The organism is Yersinia sp. 1652 StPb PI (assembly GCF_041538345.1).
Lineage (GTDB): Bacteria > Pseudomonadota > Gammaproteobacteria > Enterobacterales > Enterobacteriaceae > Yersinia > Yersinia enterocolitica_E.
Genome location: NZ_JAULSM010000001.1, coordinates 1,236,814 through 1,253,129, shown reverse-complemented (window position 1 = coordinate 1,253,129; position 16,316 = coordinate 1,236,814). Strand labels below are relative to the sequence as shown.

Sequence of the window (16,316 nt, the reverse complement as noted above, 5' to 3'; positions counted from 1 at the left end):
GTGCTCTATGGCTATCTCCGTGTCTAAGTTTTAGCACTATACAACGTATCTGATTTCTCAGAAGTTACTTTGGGTTATACCTTAATCCGATATAACCTGTCCTAACCTTGGGCGTCTCTGGACGTCGTCAGATCAGTAACCTGTGTTTGTATAGGAGCCTCGCCTAACGAGATACTGCATTTAAAATGCAGGCACACTATAAACGCGATACTTAAAACAAATCAAAAGAATAACTATTCTTGTTTAAGCTATATTTAAGGTTAGGATTTATATGGCTAATATATAAGTAATAGAAAATTCATACCCGCAGAATAGCCAACGCAATATCTTTTGAGTTTTTTAACGCACGGATTTCACTGAATAAATCTGTTGCTTCAGCATATTCTTTACGTAAATAACCCAACCACTGTTTGATGCGGGCAACATGATACAGGCCGGTATCGCCCTGCTTTTCCAACTGCACATATTTTTGCAGCAGTTTTACCACTTCAGACCAAGCCATACGCGGTTCGTTATACTTCACCACCCGGCTCAGATTCGGTACATTTAATGCCCCGCGCCCTAGCATCACGGCATCACAGCCCGTGACCTTCATGCACTCCTGCGCGCTCTGGTAATCCCAGATCTCACCATTGGCGATCACGGGGATAGTCAGCCGCTGGCGTATTTCGCCAATCGCTTGCCAATTAATGCGCTCGGCTTGATAGCCATCTTCTTTGGTGCGGCCATGTACTGCCAGTTCAGTCGCGCCCGCTTGTTGCACTGCGTCTGCGATTTCAAACTGACGAGCGCCAGAATCCCAGCCCAAACGAATTTTGACTGTGACTGGCAAGTGGGCAGGCACGGCTTCACGCATCGCTTTGGCCCCCTGATAAATCAATTCAGGATCTTTCAGCAATGTGGCACCACCGCCACTGCCATTCACCAGCTTTGAAGGACACCCACAATTGAGATCGACACCGTATGAGCCAAGTTCTACCGCGCGAGCCGCGTTTTCCGCCAGCCACTCGGGATATTGACCCAATAATTGAATACGAACTAAGGTGCCGGAGGGAGTACGGCTTTGATGATGTAATTCAGGGCAGAGACGATAGAAGGATTTTGCTGGCAAAAGTTGATCGACCACCCGTAAAAACTCAGTGATACAAAGGTCATAATCGTTCACTTCGCTGAGGAGTTCGCGCACCAGTGAATCTAATACCCCTTCCATCGGCGCCAATAATACTCGCATGCTAATTACCCTGATCCATTATCCGCACTCGCCCAGTATAAGCGTAAAAAAGACCGGCAATGATACGGGGGAATTGAGGTGTAAAACAAGGAATAACCCAGCAGGAACGCCAATTCAGATGAAAAAAAACCGCCTCAAAGAAGCGGTTTGATCAGCGAAAGGGATTACTGCTTATTCGCCTGGTTTACTGCTACGGCCACGTGAAGCAGGGCCAGCCGGGCGACGTTGACCATCAGCCTGGCTACGTGGGCGACTGTTACGGCTATCGCCGCGACCGGCTGCACCACCGCCATTCTGTGGACGGCCTGCGCTGCTACCACGCCCCATTCCTGGACGTTGTGCGCCACGACCCTGACGACCATTTTGAATCGGATCAGCTTTGATGCTTGGGTCCGGCTCATAGCCATCCAGCGCGATGCGCGGAATTTCACGCTTCAGTAAACGCTCAATATCACGCAACAGTTTATGCTCATCAACGCAAACCAGTGAAATCGCTTCACCGGTGCGTTCCGCGCGGCCAGTACGACCAATACGGTGCACGTAATCTTCTGGTACGTTAGGCAATTCATAGTTAACCACATGGGGTAACTGATCAATGTCCAGACCACGGGCAGCAATATCAGTGGCTACCAGAACCCGGATTTTACCGTCTTTAAAATCAGCCAATGCACGAGTACGCGCGCCCTGGCTCTTATTACCGTGAATTGCCGCGGAGGTAATGCCGTCTTTATTCAATTGTTCAGCCAAATGGTTAGCACCATGCTTAGTGCGGTTAAACACCAACACTTGCTGCCAGTTGCCCTCACCAATCATCTGAGACAATAATTCACGTTTGCGGTTTTTATCCACAAAATGAACACTTTGCGCAATTTGTTCAGAAGCTGTATTGCGGCGCGCGACTTCAACGGAAGCCGGGTTGTTCAACAGCTTGCTCGCCAGACCTTTAATCTCATCTGAGAAGGTGGCGGAGAACAGCAAGTTCTGGCGCTTAGCGGGCAGTTTTGCCAATACGCGACGGATATCGTGAATAAAGCCCATATCCAGCATGCGGTCAGCTTCGTCCAATACCAAAATTTCGATCTTGGACAAATCTACTGCGTTCTGATGTTCCAGATCCAGTAAACGGCCAGGCGTCGCGACTAAAATATCAACACCACCACGCAGTTTCATCATCTGGGGGTTAATGCTAACGCCACCAAATACCACCAGCGAACGTAGCTTCAGATATTTACTGTAACTCTGTACGTTTTCGTCAATCTGCGCAGCCAGCTCACGGGTCGGCGTTAAGATCAACGCACGTACCGGGCGACGGCCTTTAATTGGCTGTTGATCCTGACTAAGCAGTTGCAGCAATGGCAAGGTGAAACCAGCGGTTTTACCGGTACCGGTTTGCGCACTGGCCATTAAATCACGGCCTTCCAGTACCACAGGGATTGCCTGACGTTGAATCGGTGTCGGCACAAGGTAGCCCTGCTCTTCAACAGCACGCAGGATGTCGGCGTTTAGGCCGAGAGAATCAAATGACATATTACAAGAAGCTCCAGATCTTCCCAATCCCAACGATATCGTCAGGTGCAGTTTCAAGGGAAGATTATCAGACGAGGCATGAATTGAGGCATTACCACGAGGATTGGCACAAACTGCAGTGCACCATTGCGGCTGATTGTAGCAGATCTTTAGCAAGAAAAGGGATATTTACACATTTCTTAAGATTTTTATTAGCGCAAACATCAAGAGAATTGATTTATTACTTGTCATTTATCCATCCCTGATCGCAAAAACCAGGCTTTTATCCGCGCTGACTTTACATATTCTTTGGGACGACCTAAAGTTAATCATATGATTGATTAATTGTTCGACTACCTCTTAGCATTTAACTAATTTCTATTTATTGAGTATGGTGACGATGTCTCATTCCACACCTCATTCCTTAATATTATCCACGCCCGTTACCAGCCGTGGTGAGCAAGCCCGCCAACAATTGATTCAGGCGGCTACCGAATTATTCGGTGAGTTAGGCCTGAAAGGGGCAACAACTCGGGATATCGCCCAGCGGGCAGGACAGAACATTGCGGCCATCACCTACTATTTCAACTCTAAAGAAGGGTTGTATCTGGCGGTCGCGCAACAAATAGCGGATTTCATTCAGCAGACCTTCTCACCGCTGGCGCAAGAGATTGACCAGTTTCTCCAACAACCGATTCACGCACAAACCGCCGAGCAACAGTTGCATTTTATTCGCCGTGGGTTGCTGGAATTCAGCCATCTAATGACGCAGCCAGAAACGTTGAATATGAGCAAAATCATGGCGCGTGAGCAACTCTCCCCGAGCGATGCTTACCCACTGATTCATGTGCAGGCTATTGCGCCATTACACCAAAAACTCAATCTGCTGCTGGCCGCATTTATTGGTGCTGATGCCAGTGCAACCAAAACGATTCTTCATACCCATGCCTTGATTGGTGAAGTGTTGGCCTTTCGCATGGGGCGCGAGACTATCCGCCGCCAGGCCGGTTGGCTGGATATTGGTGAGGCTGAAAGTGAAATGATCAATCAGGTACTTATCGAACACATTGACCTGCTGCTTTACGGATTGCGGGACAAATCAGTACGGTGAGCGTATTGAAGGGGTCGTTATAAAATTGTAGCTATAGACATGGTCGATAGGGAGCATTATGAATCGCAAGAAGATTATAGTGGCCGTCGTTATTGTTGCCCTACTGGCGGCGATAGGTTATGGCTGGAACTACTACCGTCAACAACACGACGCATCACTGACGCTGTACGGCAATGTGGATATTCGCACAGTGAATTTAGGCTTTCGGGTCGGTGGTCGGCTGGCGTCTCTGGCTGTCGATGAAGGGGATAAAATCCAGCCAGGGGAAGTTCTGGGGAAACTGGATGACGGCCCTTATCTCAATGCACTCAAACAAGCGCAAGCCAATGTTCAAAGCGCGCAAGCACAATTGGCTTTATTGAAGGCAGGATACCGTGACGAAGAGATAGCACAGGTAAAATCTGAAGTTGCTCAGCGAGAAGCGGCATTTAGCTATGCCGATAGTTTCCTAAAACGTCAACAAGGGTTGTGGGCAAGTAAAGCCACCTCGGCCAACGAGCTAGAGAATGCTCGAACTGCCCGTAATCAAGCACAGGCTAATCTGCAAGCCTCCAAAGATAAACTCGCACAATATTTGAGTGGCAACCGGCCACAAGAAATTGCGCAAGCCGAAGCGAATCTGGCCCAAAGTGAAGCTGAACTGGCTCAAGCTCAACTCAACCTGCAAGACACTACCCTGCTCGCGCCATCAGCGGGTACCGTACTCACTCGCGCGGTTGAGCCGGGGACCATTTTATCCGCCAGTAACACCGTATTTACCCTGTCACTGACCGATCCGGTATGGGTACGGGCCTACGTCAGTGAGCCTCACTTGAATCAGGCCATTCCCGGTACCGAAGTCGACGTATTTACCGATGGCCGCCCGGACAAGCCATATCACGGCAAAATAGGTTTCGTATCACCCACGGCGGAATTTACCCCTAAAAGTGTCGAAACGCCTGAGCTGCGTACCGATCTGGTTTATCGCTTACGTATCATTATCACTGATGCCGATGAATCGTTACGACAAGGTATGCCCGTCACCGTTCGTTTCGCACAACCTTAAGGCGGCATGAGCTATGAATGGAATCCAGCATCTTATTACTTTGGAGGGTGTTGAAAAACGCTTCCCCGGACTGGATAACCCCGCCGTCGCCAGCCTGACGACCGAGATCCGCAGTGGTGCAGTCACCGGTTTGGTTGGGCCGGACGGGGCTGGTAAAACCACCCTGCTCCGTATGCTCGCCGGATTACTCAAACCCAGTCAAGGCAAGATGACGGTGGTCGGGCTGGACCCGTTAGAAAACGATCGCCAGTTACATTCTATTCTCGGATATATGCCACAAAAGTTTGGTTTATATGAAGACCTCACGGTGATGGAGAACCTGACGCTGTATGCCGATCTACGCGGGGTTACCGGTGAGCTTCGCCGCCAAACATTTGAGCGCCTGCTGACGTTTACCGATTTAACCCGCTTTACTGACCGGCTGGCGGGAAAATTGTCCGGCGGGATGAAGCAAAAACTGGGCCTGGCCTGTACTCTGGTCGGTCAGCCCAAAGTACTGTTGCTCGATGAGCCGGGCGTCGGCGTTGACCCGATTTCACGCCGCGAGCTATGGCGCATGGTGCATGAGTTAGCGAGCGATGGCATGCTTATCCTGTGGAGCACGTCATATCTGGATGAAGCAGAGCAATGCCGCGAAGTGTTGTTGCTAAATGAAGGGAAGTTGCTGTACAGCGGCGCGCCGCAAAGCCTGACACAACGGATGAGTGGGCGCACAATTTTGCTGGCAGCGCAAACCGGGACCAACCGTAAACTGTTACAACATGCGCTGGCATTGCCCCAAGTGAGTGATGGGGTTATTCAGGGGAAGTATGTGCGGTTAATCCTCAAGCCCGACGTGGATCACAGCCAACTATTGCCACTACTCAATCAACCCAATGCCGAGATAACGGAAGCAGAACCGCGCTTTGAGGATGCCTTTATCGACCTGTTGGGGGGCGGCCCCGCCAGTGAGTCCGCGTTGGCGAAAATCATGCCCAAAGTTGCAGGTAGCCATCAGGAGACCGTGATTGAAGCCCAAGAGTTAACCAAAAAATTTGGCGATTTTGCCGCTACCGATCATGTAAATTTTCAGGTCAAACGCGGTGAGATATTTGGTCTGCTCGGTCCGAATGGGGCGGGTAAATCCACTACCTTTAAAATGATGTGCGGTCTGTTAGTCCCCAGCTCAGGCAAAGCATTGGTACTGGAAATGGATCTGAAAACCAGTTCAGGTAAAGCACGACAACATTTGGGCTATATGGCGCAGAAATTCTCGTTGTATGGCAATCTGACCGTTGAACAAAACCTGAAGTTTTTCTCCGGCGTTTATGGTCTGCAAGGCAAAACGCAACGCGATAAAATAGCTGACATGACCTCAGCCTTTAACTTTACCCCAATCCTCAAACAGACACCGGACTCACTGCCACTGGGGTTTAAACAGCGTTTGGCATTGGCCTGCGCGTTAATGCATGAACCAGACATTCTGTTCCTGGATGAACCGACGTCCGGTGTCGACCCCCTCACCCGCCGTGAGTTTTGGTTGCATATCAATGGGATGGTAGATAAAGGTGTCACCGTCATGGTTACCACCCACTTTATGGATGAAGCGGAATACTGTGATCGTATCGGGCTGGTTTACCGTGGCAAAATTATCGCAGCCGGCACACCTGATGAGTTAAAACAACAGGTTGCCAGTGATGATAATATTAATCCCTCCATGGAAGAGGCCTTTATTGGGCTGGTGCAGCGCTATGATCAGCAAAATGATAAGGAGCAACAGTCATGACCGAGCCACATCTATTGCCAGTGGATAAATCGTCGGTAAATGAGAGCGAAACTTATCAGGACACGGGGTTTTCCTGGCGTCGCCTACGAGCCCTATGCCGTAAAGAGACCCGGCAAATACTGCGTGACCCGAGCAGTGGATTGATAGCATTCGTCATCCCGCTGTTGCTGCTGTTTATCTTTGGCTATGGCATCAATCTGGACTCCAGCAAACTGCACGTCGGCATTTTAATGGAGCAACAGAGCAAACCGGCTCAGGATCTGGCTAACGCCTTCGCCAGTTCACCTTATATTTCACCGCAAATCAGTGATAATCGCCAGGCGCTAATTCAGGCGATGCAAGCCGGCAAAATTCGTGGGCTAATTGTTATCCCCAATGATTTTGCGCAGCAGCTTGCGCGCCCCGAAAGTAAAGCCCCCATTCAGGTGATTACTGATGGCAGTGAACCCAATACCGCCAACTTTGTGCAAGGCTACGCACAAGGGGTGTGGCAAATCTGGCAACAACAACAGGCGCAAAACCTAGGGCAAAAAAACGATCCTCTGATTGAGATTCAGGTCCGTTATTGGTTTAACCCTGCCGCCATCAGCCGACACTTTATTATTCCCGGAGCCATTACCATTATTATGACGGTTATCGGCGCGATTCTAACCTCGCTGGTGATCGCCCGTGAATGGGAGCGCGGGACCATGGAAGCGCTGTTGTCGACCCAGGTCACGCGCAGCGAGTTGCTGTTGTCGAAACTGATCCCCTATTACGTCTTGGGCATGATAGCCATGACACTCTGCATGGCGGTGTCGGTATTTATCCTCGATGTGCCTTTCCGTGGCTCATTGTGGATACTGTTTGTTATGACCAGCCTATTTTTGGCCAGTACTCTGGGTATGGGATTGCTAATTTCGACCATAACCCGTAATCAATTTAACGCCGCAATGGTGGCCTTGAATGCCGCATTCCTGCCGGCTGTGATGCTGTCTGGCTTCATTTTCGAAATTGACAGCATGCCCGCTATCGTGCGCGCCGTAACCTATATCATTCCGGCCCGCTATTTTGTCAGCAGTCTGCAAACCCTGTTTCTGGCGGGGAATATCGGCACCGTGCTGGTGATTAACCTGTTGTTCCTGGTCGCCTCAGCAGCCGTATTTATCGGCCTGACGGCATGGAAAACTAATCGTCGGTTAGATTAGACGCCGATTAGATTAAAGGAAGGAAGCAAGATATGTTTCACCGCCTCTACACATTGATTATCAAAGAGTTGCAGTCACTGCTGCGGGAGCCACAGACACGCGCAATCTTAATTATGCCGGTCATATTACAAGTCATTTTGTTCCCATTCGCCGCTACATTGGAAGTGACCAATGCCACCATTGCTATTTATAGCGAAGACAGCGGGAAAGCCTCTGTAGAGCTGACCCAACGCTTTGCCAAAGCAGAGGCTTTTTCTCATGTCTTACTGCTCCACAGCCCGCAAGAAATTCAGCCAGTGATTGATAACCAGCAAGCACTGCTTTTGATACGTTTCCCAGAGCAATTCAGTGCTGACCTGGCGAATGGCAAAACCACTCAGTTGCAATTATTGCTGGATGGGCGCAACTCCAACAGCGCGCAAATTGCCGCCAATTACATTCAGCAAATCGTACAAAATTATCAATTAGAATTAACCCAAGGCCAGATAAAGCCCAACAACAGCGAGTTAGTCATCCGCAATTGGTATAACCCAAATCTGAACTACAAATGGTTCGTAGTGCCATCATTGATTGCGATGATTACGACCATCGGGGTGCTTATTGTGACATCACTGTCGGTGGCTCGTGAGCGGGAGCAAGGGACCCTCGAGCAGTTGTTAGTTTCACCGCTAACCACCTGGCAGATTTTTATTGGTAAAGCTGTCCCGGCACTGATTGTCGCCACTTTCCAGGCAAGTATCGTCTTGTTTATCGGTATCTTTTTTTACCAAATTCCGTTTGCTGGTTCGTTGGCACTATTTTACGGCACCATGCTGCTCTACGGCTTGTCGCTCGTTGGCTTCGGTTTGCTAATTTCCTCGTTATGTTCCACTCAGCAGCAGGCTTTTATTGGCGTGTTTGTTTTTATGATGCCCGCTATCTTGCTGTCCGGTTATGTCTCGCCGGTGGAGAATATGCCTATCTGGCTGCAAAATATTACGTGGATCAACCCTATCCGTCACTTTACCGATATCACCAAACAGATTTACCTCAAGGATGCCAGTTTCGATATTATCTGGCACAGTTTGTGGCCGTTACTCGTGATAACCGCCACCACGGGGAGTGCCGCCTATGGGATGTTTAGGCGGAAAATCGCATAGCGACATTAAACGGTAGCAAGACTTACTTGCATTCACCAAAAAGCAAAAAGGACACCACAGGGGTGTCCTTTAAAATTTTGATCAACCTATACAACGAGCAAGTTTGCCGCATTGCAACCCTGAATCAGCCAGCTTAAGCTAAGTTTGATTCAGTGGCGAGACCAAAAAATTGACCGACGCCCGCAGCGCAGAAAGCGCAGTTGACATCAGTCAATGAGCATTTCGAGCAGCGTACAACGAGCAAGTTTGACGCATTGCAACCCTGAATCAGCTAGCTTAAGCTGAGTTTGATTCAGTGGCGAGACCAAAAAATTGACCGACGCCCGCAGCGCAGAAAGCGCAGTTGACATCGGTCAATGAGCATTTCGAGCAGCGTACGGCGAGCAAGTTTGCCGCGTCGCAGCCCTGAATCAGCCAGCTTAACGGCGGTTGCCGAAAATCCGCAGTAACATCAAGAACAAGTTAATGAAATCAAGATACAGCGTCAAAGCACCCACGATGGAATACTTGCGGAAGTTATCTTTATCATTGGCATCCAACTGTGAGCCCATGTTTTTCAACTTCTGGGTATCATAAGCAGTCAAACCAACAAACACTAACACCCCGATGTAGGTCACTGCCCACATTAGCGCCGTGCTTTTCAGCCAGATGTTAACAATCGATGCCAACACGATACCGATCAGGCCCATAAACAGCATGCTGCCCATACCACTCAAATCACGCTTGGTGGTATAGCCGTAGAAACTCATGGCACCAAACATACCGGCAGCAATCAAGAATGTGCTGGCGATAGAAGAGCTGGTGTACATGATGAAAATGCTGGATATCGTCAAGCCGGTTAATGCGGAGTAGAGCATAAACAGCGAGGTAGCCATCGAGCCACTCAGGCGGTTAACCATGCCAGAAATAACAAATACCAGACCTAACTGAACAATAATCAGCCCGAAAAAAGTGATCTGACTGGAAAATATAAAGTTGAGTATCGCAGGGGTATTCGCTGCGTACCAAGCGACAACCGCCGTTAATAACAGACCACAGGTCATCCAGCCGTATACCTGCGCCATGTATGCCTGAATGCCTGTGTTGGCACGTTCGACAATCGAACCATTAGAGCGTGGATAGCGATCCATGGTAGTTACCTTATGCATATAAATAATGATACAGGCCATCTAAATTGACAGCCCACCGACTTTTTAAGGGTACCACAGAAGTACAGTCAACAAGGGAGTAAAAATAGACATTTAGCAGTGATCTTTACACTGGTTTACGCTCAATTTACCAGCGCCTGGCCGCCTGATGATCACTGTCGCGTGATTCAACCCAACGTTCGCCGTCCGTTGTGGCTTCCCGTTTCCAAAATGGTGCCTTTGTTTTCAGGTAATCCATTATAAATTCAGCCGCATCAAACGCCATACTGCGATGGGTACTGGTCACCCCGACAAAGACAATTTCATCACCGGGGAACAGTGGCCCCACCCGATGAATAACGCTAACTCGCTGTAAAGGCCAACGGCTGCGGGCGTCATCAATAATCTCAGCTAACGCCTTTTCTGTCATGCCTGGGTAATGTTCCAGCGTCAGTGCACTGACGCTATCACCCAGGTTGTGATTACGGACTTTGCCGGTAAAGGTCACCACCGCGCCATCTTCATCACACTGTGACAACCAGTGATACTCATCACCCACACTGAAGGTCTCAGTGCCCACACGAATACGGGTATGCTCCATTATCAACCTCCGGTCACCGGCGGGAAGAACGCCACTTCATCACCCGCCACCAGCGGATGGTGAACATTAACCAGTGATTGATTCACCGCAGTCAGTAATTTGCCTTCTTCAAGGGCTAATTGCCAGCGTTCGCCCCGTTGGCACAGGGATTGGCGCAGTGCCTCGACAGTGGGAAATTCCGCCGCCAATTGCAGGCTGTCGGTTCCGACCAGTTCACGCACCTGAGCAAAAAAGAGAATCTGAATCATGGGTTCACCTTAAAATCACCGGATTTCCCGCCACTTTTTGCTAACAGGCGCACCGGGCCAATTATCATGTCTTTTTGTACCGCTTTGCACATATCGTAAATTGTCAGGGCGGCAACGGAAGCTGCCGTCAGCGCTTCCATTTCCACGCCGGTCTTACCGGTCAGGCGGCAGCAAGTTTCGATACGCACACGGTTGTGTTCTGGTTGTGCTTCCAGTTGAACTTCAACTTTGGTCAGCAGCAGTGGATGGCACAGCGGGATCAATTCCCAGGTTTTTTTAGCCGCCTGAATCCCGGCAATACGTGCAGTGGCAAAGACATCACCTTTGTGGTGGCTGCCCTCGATAATCATCGCCAACGTCGCGGCCTGCATTTCAACAAAAGCCTCTGCCCGTGCTTCGCGCACAGTTTCTGCTTTAGTGGAAACATCCACCATATGGGCTTCGCCTGCGGCGTTAATGTGAGTTAGTTGGGTCATATATTCTCTTCTGTTCTTAACGTTGCCCGCTATCAACCGCCAATAAACGATAAATTCTGGGTAATACCGCTGTTGCCCTGATGCAGAAAATGGGTCTGTTTCTTGGTTTGCAATGCACTCTGGATGCGTGCCATTAACTCATCTTGCTGGTCATCGCTGCCCAGTAAGTCACGTAGCGTAATACCTTGCTCGCCAAATAAGCATAAATGCAGATTTCCCAGTGCTGAAACACGCAAACGGTTACAACTGGCGCAGAAGTCTTTCTCATACGGCATAATCAGCCCGACCTCCCCCAGATAATCCGGGTGATAGAACACCTGCGCCGGGCCATCACTGCGCGCCCGCGCTTGCTGTTGCCAACCTTGTTGGAGTAATTGCTGGCGGATGACACCACCGGAGACATGGTGTTGACGAAACAGCTTGCCCCCCTCGCCGGTTTCCATTAACTCGATAAACCGTAGTTGAATCGGCCGCGATTTTATCCAGGTGAGGAAGGCATTCAGGCTGCGATCATTGACATCACGCATCAGTACGGCATTGATTTTGACTTTCTCAAAACCAGCATCGAAAGCAGCATCAATGCCTTGCATGACCTGATGAAATTTATCCTGCCCGGTTATGGCATGAAATTGTCGCGGGTCAAGGCTATCAACACTGACGTTAATGGCTGTCAATCCAGCCTCCCGCCATTGGGTGGCGTCACGGGCTAAACGGTAGCCATTGGTGGTGACTGCCAGCGTGCGGATCGCCGGATTTTGTTTGATAGTCGCGATGATATCGGTGAAGTCGCGCCGCATAGAAGGTTCGCCGCCCGTCAGACGAATTTTTTCTGTTCCCAGCAGAGCAAAGGCGCGGCTGACGCGGCTTATCTCGTCCAGACTCAGAAAGCTTTTTAATCCGTCGGGGCGATAGCCATCCGGCAAGCAATAGGTGCAACGGAAATTGCACACATCGGTGATTGATAGGCGCAAGTAATAGAACTTGCGCGCAAATGCGTCAGTGAGTTGTACCATAACACCTTTCCAAATACGGGAGATGCAGGCATTTCTACCTCGCACCCTGGTGGCTTAAAGCCACGGCCAGAGCATCATATTGTTCGCGGACGAGACAACGTAGACGCCAAGGCTAGGAGTTTATGTTCAGTGACATTTTACCTACTGCCCACCGAACCATGGTTTAAAAAGTAAAGCGCTTAGTGGCAGGTGAGTCGCTAAAAACCCTACTTTTCCTAGAGATTCTAACGCTAAAACGGCAGGATAGCCAATGGCTGTTTTTCGTTATATATTTTTATATACAACGACTTATCTAACAAAACTCACTGTTATTCAGTCTATTGTAATCCGTTGCTAATACTTTGTTTAAAATCACGAAAACAATGGCTTTTATCGCGTTTTCGCGGCAAATCCGTTAACTTATGCAGCAATTTCACCCTTAGCTACGCTATTAGAGCCAGGCAACAATATTTAGACAGGAAAAATATGCGAAATCGCACATTAGCGGATCTCGATCGAGTGGTTGCTTTAGGGGGAGGCCATGGCCTGGGGCGCGTGATGTCAGCCCTTTCTCCGCTGGGTTCACGCCTGACAGGTATTGTTACCACCACCGATAATGGCGGCTCGACGGGTCGCATTCGCCGTTCAGAAGGAGGGATTGCCTGGGGTGATACCCGCAATTGCCTTAATCAGTTGATCACTGAGCCGAGTGTGGCTTCGGCAATGTTTGAATACCGTTTTAGCGGTAATGGCGAACTCTCGGGCCATAATCTGGGCAATTTAATGCTCAAAGCGTTAGACCATCTCAGCATCAGACCTATCGAGGCAATCAATCTGGTGCGTAGCTTGCTGAAAGTAGAGGCATGGCTCATCCCGATGTCTGAGCAACCGGTCGATTTGCTGGCCATCGATCATGAAGGGCACCCCGTTTATGGTGAGGTGAATATCGACCAACTGGCAAAAATGCCACAAGAGATGTTATTGTCACCGCACGTTCACGCCACGCGGGAAGCCGTGGAAGCAATTAGCCAGGCCGATGTTATTTTGATTGGGCCAGGTAGTTTCTTAACCAGTCTGATGCCCTTGTTACTGCTCGATGACTTAACTCAGGCCTTACGGCGCAGCTCTGCCAGTATGATTTATATCGGTAATCTCGGGCGTGAACTCAGTGTGGCGGCGGCCGCGCTATCGTTGCAAGAAAAACTGGCGATAATGGAAAGCAAGATTGGCCGCAAAATTATTGATGCGGCAATTGTCAGTCCACAAATTGATATCAGTGGTGTAACGGACAGGATTATTATCCAGCAGCCACTGGAAGCCAAAGATATCCCTTATCGCCATGACCGTGAGCTACTGCGCCAGGCACTGGAAAACACCCTGCAACAGCTCGGTGGGGCAAACTAGCTAAGAGGCTTAGCTTGAGTTTGAGCTTGCAACCTTGCGCTGTCATTCATATGAATATACAGCGCCTCCACTTTAGTTCTAGCCCATGGTGTACGGCGTAAGAACTTCAGGCTGGATTTAATACTGGGATCGCTGATGAAACAGTTGATATTGATACGGTATGCCAACTCCTCCCAACCATAATGCTCAACCAGTTTAGTCAACAGTTGTTCAAGGGTAATACCGTGTAATGGATCTTTCGACAAGTGATCACTCATTATTTATCTCGCACTTTTACTCTTCGACTTGGGGTTGCTGAATTGTGGGTTTGCCACCAACCTGCAACGCCAGGTTATTTGAGTATATCTAGGTGATGATTTTATTAGTCGCACACCTTAATCAGGATAGGTTGATGCGACAAGCATAAATTCCCGATTTGTCGCACCATTGCTTACCGGCCACATAATGCAGGGCTGATGAGCATCAAGATATCGCGATAAATTGCTGGCGCAACTGATGGACTTGATCGCGCAGTTCTGCTGCCTGCTCAAACTCCAGATTTTGCGCGTGGGTGTACATTTTAGACTCCAACTCACGGATTTTCTGATCAAGCGCTTTCGGTGGCAAGGCGTGATAATTATTGGGATCGGCCACTTTGCCGCCCCGCCCTTTCCCTTTACCACGGGAAGAGGCTTGGCCCAGTTGCAAAATATCGCCAATCTTCTTGTTCAACCCTTGCGGAATGATGCCACGTTCTTCGTTGTAAGCTTGCTGTTTGACACGGCGCCGTTCCGTTTCACCAATAGCCTTTTCCATTGAGGCGGTAATTCTGTCGCCATACAGTATTGCTTTACCATTAAGGTTACGCGCCGCACGGCCAATGGTCTGGATTAAAGAGCGTTCAGAACGCAGGAAACCTTCTTTATCAGCATCAAGAATTGCGACCAGAGAAACCTCCGGCATATCCAAACCTTCGCGCAGTAAGTTGATTCCCACCAATACATCAAACTCACCCAAACGCAGATCACGAATGATCTCTACCCGTTCAACGGTATCAATATCCGAATGCAGGTAACGAACACGGGCACCATGCTCTCCCAGATACTCGGTCAGGTCTTCAGCCATACGTTTGGTCAGCGTGGTCACCAGCACCCGCTCGTTAATCGCTGCGCGAATACGGATCTCTGACAGTAAGTCATCAACCTGTGTGGCTACCGGCCGGACTTCAATTAACGGATCGAGCAGGCCCGTCGGCCGCACGACCTGATCGATGATATCGCCACCGGATTTCTCCAGTTCATATTTACCCGGAGTTGCTGAAACATAAATAGTTTGTGGTGCCAGTGCTTCAAACTCTTCAAACCGCATTGGCCGGTTATCCAGTGCCGATGGCAGCCGGAAACCATATTCCACCAGTGTTTCTTTGCGTGAGCGGTCACCTTTGTACATCCCGCCAATTTGCGGAATAGTGACGTGGGATTCATCAACCACCAACAGACCGTCTGCCGGTAGATAGTCAAATAGCGTCGGTGGCGCTTCGCCTGGACCACGGCCCGAAAGGTAGCGGGAATAGTTTTCAATACCGGAGCAATAGCCCAGCTCATTCATCATTTCAAGGTCAAACTGGGTCCGCTGGCTAATACGTTGCTCTTCCAACAACTTGTTATTGGCTAATAGCACCTGACGGCGGTCGGCCAGTTCGACTTTGATCTCTTCCATGGCCTGCAAAATACGCTCGCGCGGGGTAACGTAGTGCGTTTTAGGATAGACCGTAAAGCGCGGTACTTCATGCTGTAACTGGCCTGTCAATGGATCAAAGATGGACAACCGTTCGACCTCTTCATCGAACAACTCTACCCGTAGCGCCCATTCATCAGATTCTGCGGGGAAGATGTCGATAACTTCACCACGCACCCGGAAGGTACCGCGCTGGAATACCTGATCATTACGGCTGTACTGCAATTCGGATAAGCGACGCAAAATAGAGCGCTGATCAATGATCATACCCTTAGTCAGATGCAGCATCATTTTCAGGTATAAATCAGGATCACCCAGACCATAAATCGCAGAAACCGACGCCACCACGATAACATCACGTCTTTCCAGCAGTGCTTTGGTCGCAGATAGCCGCATTTGCTCGATATGCTCATTTACCGAGGCATCTTTTTCAATAAACGTATCAGAACTTGGGACATAGGCTTCAGGCTGGTAGTAGTCATAGTAGGAGACGAAATACTCTACCGCGTTATCGGGAAAGAACTCTTTCATCTCACCATAAAGCTGTGCTGCCAATGTTTTATTGGGTGCCAGCACCATGGTTGGGCGATTCAAATCAGCAATAACATTGGCTATCGTAAAGGTTTTACCCGATCCCGTTACTCCCAACAGTGTCTGATGAGCCAGACCATTCTCTAGCCCTTCTTCCAGTTTACGGATAGCCTCAGGCTGGTCGCCTGCTGGCTTAAACTCAGAATGTAGTTTGAATAATTTACTCATGAATTTGCT

Annotated in this window: 15 protein-coding genes and 2 riboswitches; of the genes, 6 read left to right on the top strand and 9 right to left on the bottom strand. The window is 49.4% G+C overall.

All coding sequences use genetic code 11. The features are described 5' to 3' along the window. Positions 1–8: 8 nt before the first annotated feature. A riboswitch (M-box (ykoK) riboswitch) is annotated at positions 9–178 on the bottom strand. A 120-nt stretch (positions 179–298) separates the two neighbouring features. Beyond that, a complete protein-coding gene (dusC, locus tag Q2T71_RS05710; RefSeq protein WP_372558391.1) occupies positions 299–1,231 on the bottom strand; it encodes a tRNA dihydrouridine(16) synthase DusC in 933 nt (310 codons plus the stop codon). Positions 1,232–1,402: 171 nt separating this feature from the next. Further along, a complete protein-coding gene (rhlE, locus tag Q2T71_RS05705; RefSeq protein WP_372558390.1) occupies positions 1,403–2,758 on the bottom strand; it encodes an ATP-dependent RNA helicase RhlE in 1,356 nt (451 codons plus the stop codon). A 379-nt stretch (positions 2,759–3,137) separates the two neighbouring features. On the opposite strand from rhlE, the gene cecR reads away from it, so the two are divergent. From cecR to Q2T71_RS05680, 5 genes are read left to right on the top strand one after another with little or no spacing between them, the layout of a single operon-like run. Beyond that, complete coding sequence (gene cecR / locus Q2T71_RS05700; protein WP_372558389.1) at positions 3,138–3,848, top strand: transcriptional regulator CecR; 711 nt, start codon at positions 3,138–3,140, stop codon at positions 3,846–3,848. Positions 3,849–3,906: 58 nt separating this feature from the next. After that, positions 3,907–4,893 carry a secretion protein HlyD gene (gene hlyD, locus Q2T71_RS05695; protein ID WP_372558388.1) on the top strand — a complete coding sequence of 329 codons (987 nt, stop codon included), beginning with the start codon at positions 3,907–3,909 and terminating at the stop codon, positions 4,891–4,893. Between the two features lie 13 nt (positions 4,894–4,906). Continuing rightward, entirely contained in the window at positions 4,907–6,658 is a 1,752-nt protein-coding gene (locus Q2T71_RS05690) for an ATP-binding cassette domain-containing protein (RefSeq protein WP_372558387.1), read from the top strand. Beyond that, the gene (locus Q2T71_RS05685) at positions 6,655–7,845 is read left to right on the top strand and encodes an ABC transporter permease (protein ID WP_083159516.1); all 1,191 of its coding nucleotides are present in this window, start codon (positions 6,655–6,657) and stop codon (positions 7,843–7,845) included. The genes Q2T71_RS05690 and Q2T71_RS05685 overlap by 4 nt, the downstream gene beginning before the upstream one ends. A 32-nt stretch (positions 7,846–7,877) precedes the next feature. Then, the gene (locus Q2T71_RS05680; protein WP_005189548.1) at positions 7,878–8,984 is read left to right on the top strand and encodes an ABC transporter permease; all 1,107 of its coding nucleotides are present in this window, start codon (positions 7,878–7,880) and stop codon (positions 8,982–8,984) included. A 419-nt stretch (positions 8,985–9,403) separates the two neighbouring features. On the opposite strand, the gene Q2T71_RS05675 is transcribed toward Q2T71_RS05680, so the two are convergent. The 5 genes from Q2T71_RS05675 to moaA form a co-directional block, all read right to left on the bottom strand. Continuing rightward, on the bottom strand, positions 9,404–10,114 hold the full coding sequence (locus tag Q2T71_RS05675; protein ID WP_083159520.1) for a Bax inhibitor-1/YccA family protein: 711 nt from the start codon (positions 10,112–10,114) through the stop codon (positions 9,404–9,406). Positions 10,115–10,259: 145 nt separating this feature from the next. Beyond that, the gene (moaE, locus tag Q2T71_RS05670; RefSeq protein ID WP_193784695.1) at positions 10,260–10,712 is read right to left on the bottom strand and encodes a molybdopterin synthase catalytic subunit MoaE; all 453 of its coding nucleotides are present in this window, start codon (positions 10,710–10,712) and stop codon (positions 10,260–10,262) included. A gap of 2 nt (positions 10,713–10,714) precedes the next feature. Then, on the bottom strand, positions 10,715–10,960 hold the full coding sequence (gene moaD, locus Q2T71_RS05665) for a molybdopterin synthase sulfur carrier subunit (protein ID WP_032907188.1): 246 nt from the start codon (positions 10,958–10,960) through the stop codon (positions 10,715–10,717). Beyond that, on the bottom strand, positions 10,957–11,436 hold the full coding sequence (gene moaC, locus Q2T71_RS05660) for a cyclic pyranopterin monophosphate synthase MoaC (protein ID WP_372558386.1): 480 nt from the start codon (positions 11,434–11,436) through the stop codon (positions 10,957–10,959). The genes moaD and moaC overlap by 4 nt, the downstream gene beginning before the upstream one ends. Positions 11,437–11,468: 32 nt before the next feature. Next, positions 11,469–12,449: a GTP 3',8-cyclase MoaA gene (gene moaA, locus Q2T71_RS05655; RefSeq protein WP_372558385.1), complete on the bottom strand. Its 981-nt coding sequence runs from the start codon at positions 12,447–12,449 to the stop codon at positions 11,469–11,471. Further along, a riboswitch (molybdenum cofactor riboswitch) is annotated at positions 12,436–12,580 on the bottom strand. Its footprint overlaps the gene before it by 14 nt. A gap of 334 nt (positions 12,581–12,914) precedes the next feature. Here moaA and yvcK point away from each other — a divergent pair. Further along, on the top strand, positions 12,915–13,832 hold the full coding sequence (yvcK, locus tag Q2T71_RS05650) for a uridine diphosphate-N-acetylglucosamine-binding protein YvcK (protein ID WP_083159524.1): 918 nt from the start codon (positions 12,915–12,917) through the stop codon (positions 13,830–13,832). On the opposite strand, the gene Q2T71_RS05645 is transcribed toward yvcK, so the two are convergent. Both Q2T71_RS05645 and uvrB read right to left on the bottom strand, forming a co-directional pair. Continuing rightward, a complete protein-coding gene (locus tag Q2T71_RS05645; protein WP_083159526.1) occupies positions 13,829–14,089 on the bottom strand; it encodes a VF530 family DNA-binding protein in 261 nt (86 codons plus the stop codon). The two genes, yvcK and Q2T71_RS05645, sit on opposite strands and share 4 nt — an antisense overlap. A 205-nt stretch (positions 14,090–14,294) precedes the next feature. Next, complete coding sequence (gene uvrB / locus Q2T71_RS05640; RefSeq protein ID WP_372558384.1) at positions 14,295–16,307, bottom strand: excinuclease ABC subunit UvrB; 2,013 nt, start codon at positions 16,305–16,307, stop codon at positions 14,295–14,297. Positions 16,308–16,316: the final 9 nt, after the last annotated feature.

Excerpts from the sequence above, each read along its gene's own strand:
- dusC (WP_372558391.1), bottom strand. The coding sequence starts at position 1,231 with ATGCGAGTATTATTGGCGCCGATGGAAGGGGTATTAGATTCACTGGTG.
- rhlE (WP_372558390.1), bottom strand. The coding sequence starts at position 2,758 with ATGTCATTTGATTCTCTCGGCCTAAACGCCGACATCCTGCGTGCTGTT.
- cecR (WP_372558389.1), top strand. The coding sequence starts at position 3,138 with ATGTCTCATTCCACACCTCATTCCTTAATATTATCCACGCCCGTTACC.
- hlyD (WP_372558388.1), top strand. The coding sequence starts at position 3,907 with ATGAATCGCAAGAAGATTATAGTGGCCGTCGTTATTGTTGCCCTACTG.
- Q2T71_RS05690 (WP_372558387.1), top strand. The coding sequence starts at position 4,907 with ATGAATGGAATCCAGCATCTTATTACTTTGGAGGGTGTTGAAAAACGC.
- Q2T71_RS05685 (WP_083159516.1), top strand. The coding sequence starts at position 6,655 with ATGACCGAGCCACATCTATTGCCAGTGGATAAATCGTCGGTAAATGAG.
- Q2T71_RS05680 (WP_005189548.1), top strand. The coding sequence starts at position 7,878 with ATGTTTCACCGCCTCTACACATTGATTATCAAAGAGTTGCAGTCACTG.
- Q2T71_RS05675 (WP_083159520.1), bottom strand. The coding sequence starts at position 10,114 with ATGGATCGCTATCCACGCTCTAATGGTTCGATTGTCGAACGTGCCAAC.
- moaE (WP_193784695.1), bottom strand. The coding sequence starts at position 10,712 with ATGGAGCATACCCGTATTCGTGTGGGCACTGAGACCTTCAGTGTGGGT.
- moaD (WP_032907188.1), bottom strand. The coding sequence starts at position 10,960 with ATGATTCAGATTCTCTTTTTTGCTCAGGTGCGTGAACTGGTCGGAACC.
- moaC (WP_372558386.1), bottom strand. The coding sequence starts at position 11,436 with ATGACCCAACTAACTCACATTAACGCCGCAGGCGAAGCCCATATGGTG.
- moaA (WP_372558385.1), bottom strand. The coding sequence starts at position 12,449 with ATGGTACAACTCACTGACGCATTTGCGCGCAAGTTCTATTACTTGCGC.
- yvcK (WP_083159524.1), top strand. The coding sequence starts at position 12,915 with ATGCGAAATCGCACATTAGCGGATCTCGATCGAGTGGTTGCTTTAGGG.
- Q2T71_RS05645 (WP_083159526.1), bottom strand. The coding sequence starts at position 14,089 with ATGAGTGATCACTTGTCGAAAGATCCATTACACGGTATTACCCTTGAA.
- uvrB (WP_372558384.1), bottom strand. The coding sequence starts at position 16,307 with ATGAGTAAATTATTCAAACTACATTCTGAGTTTAAGCCAGCAGGCGAC.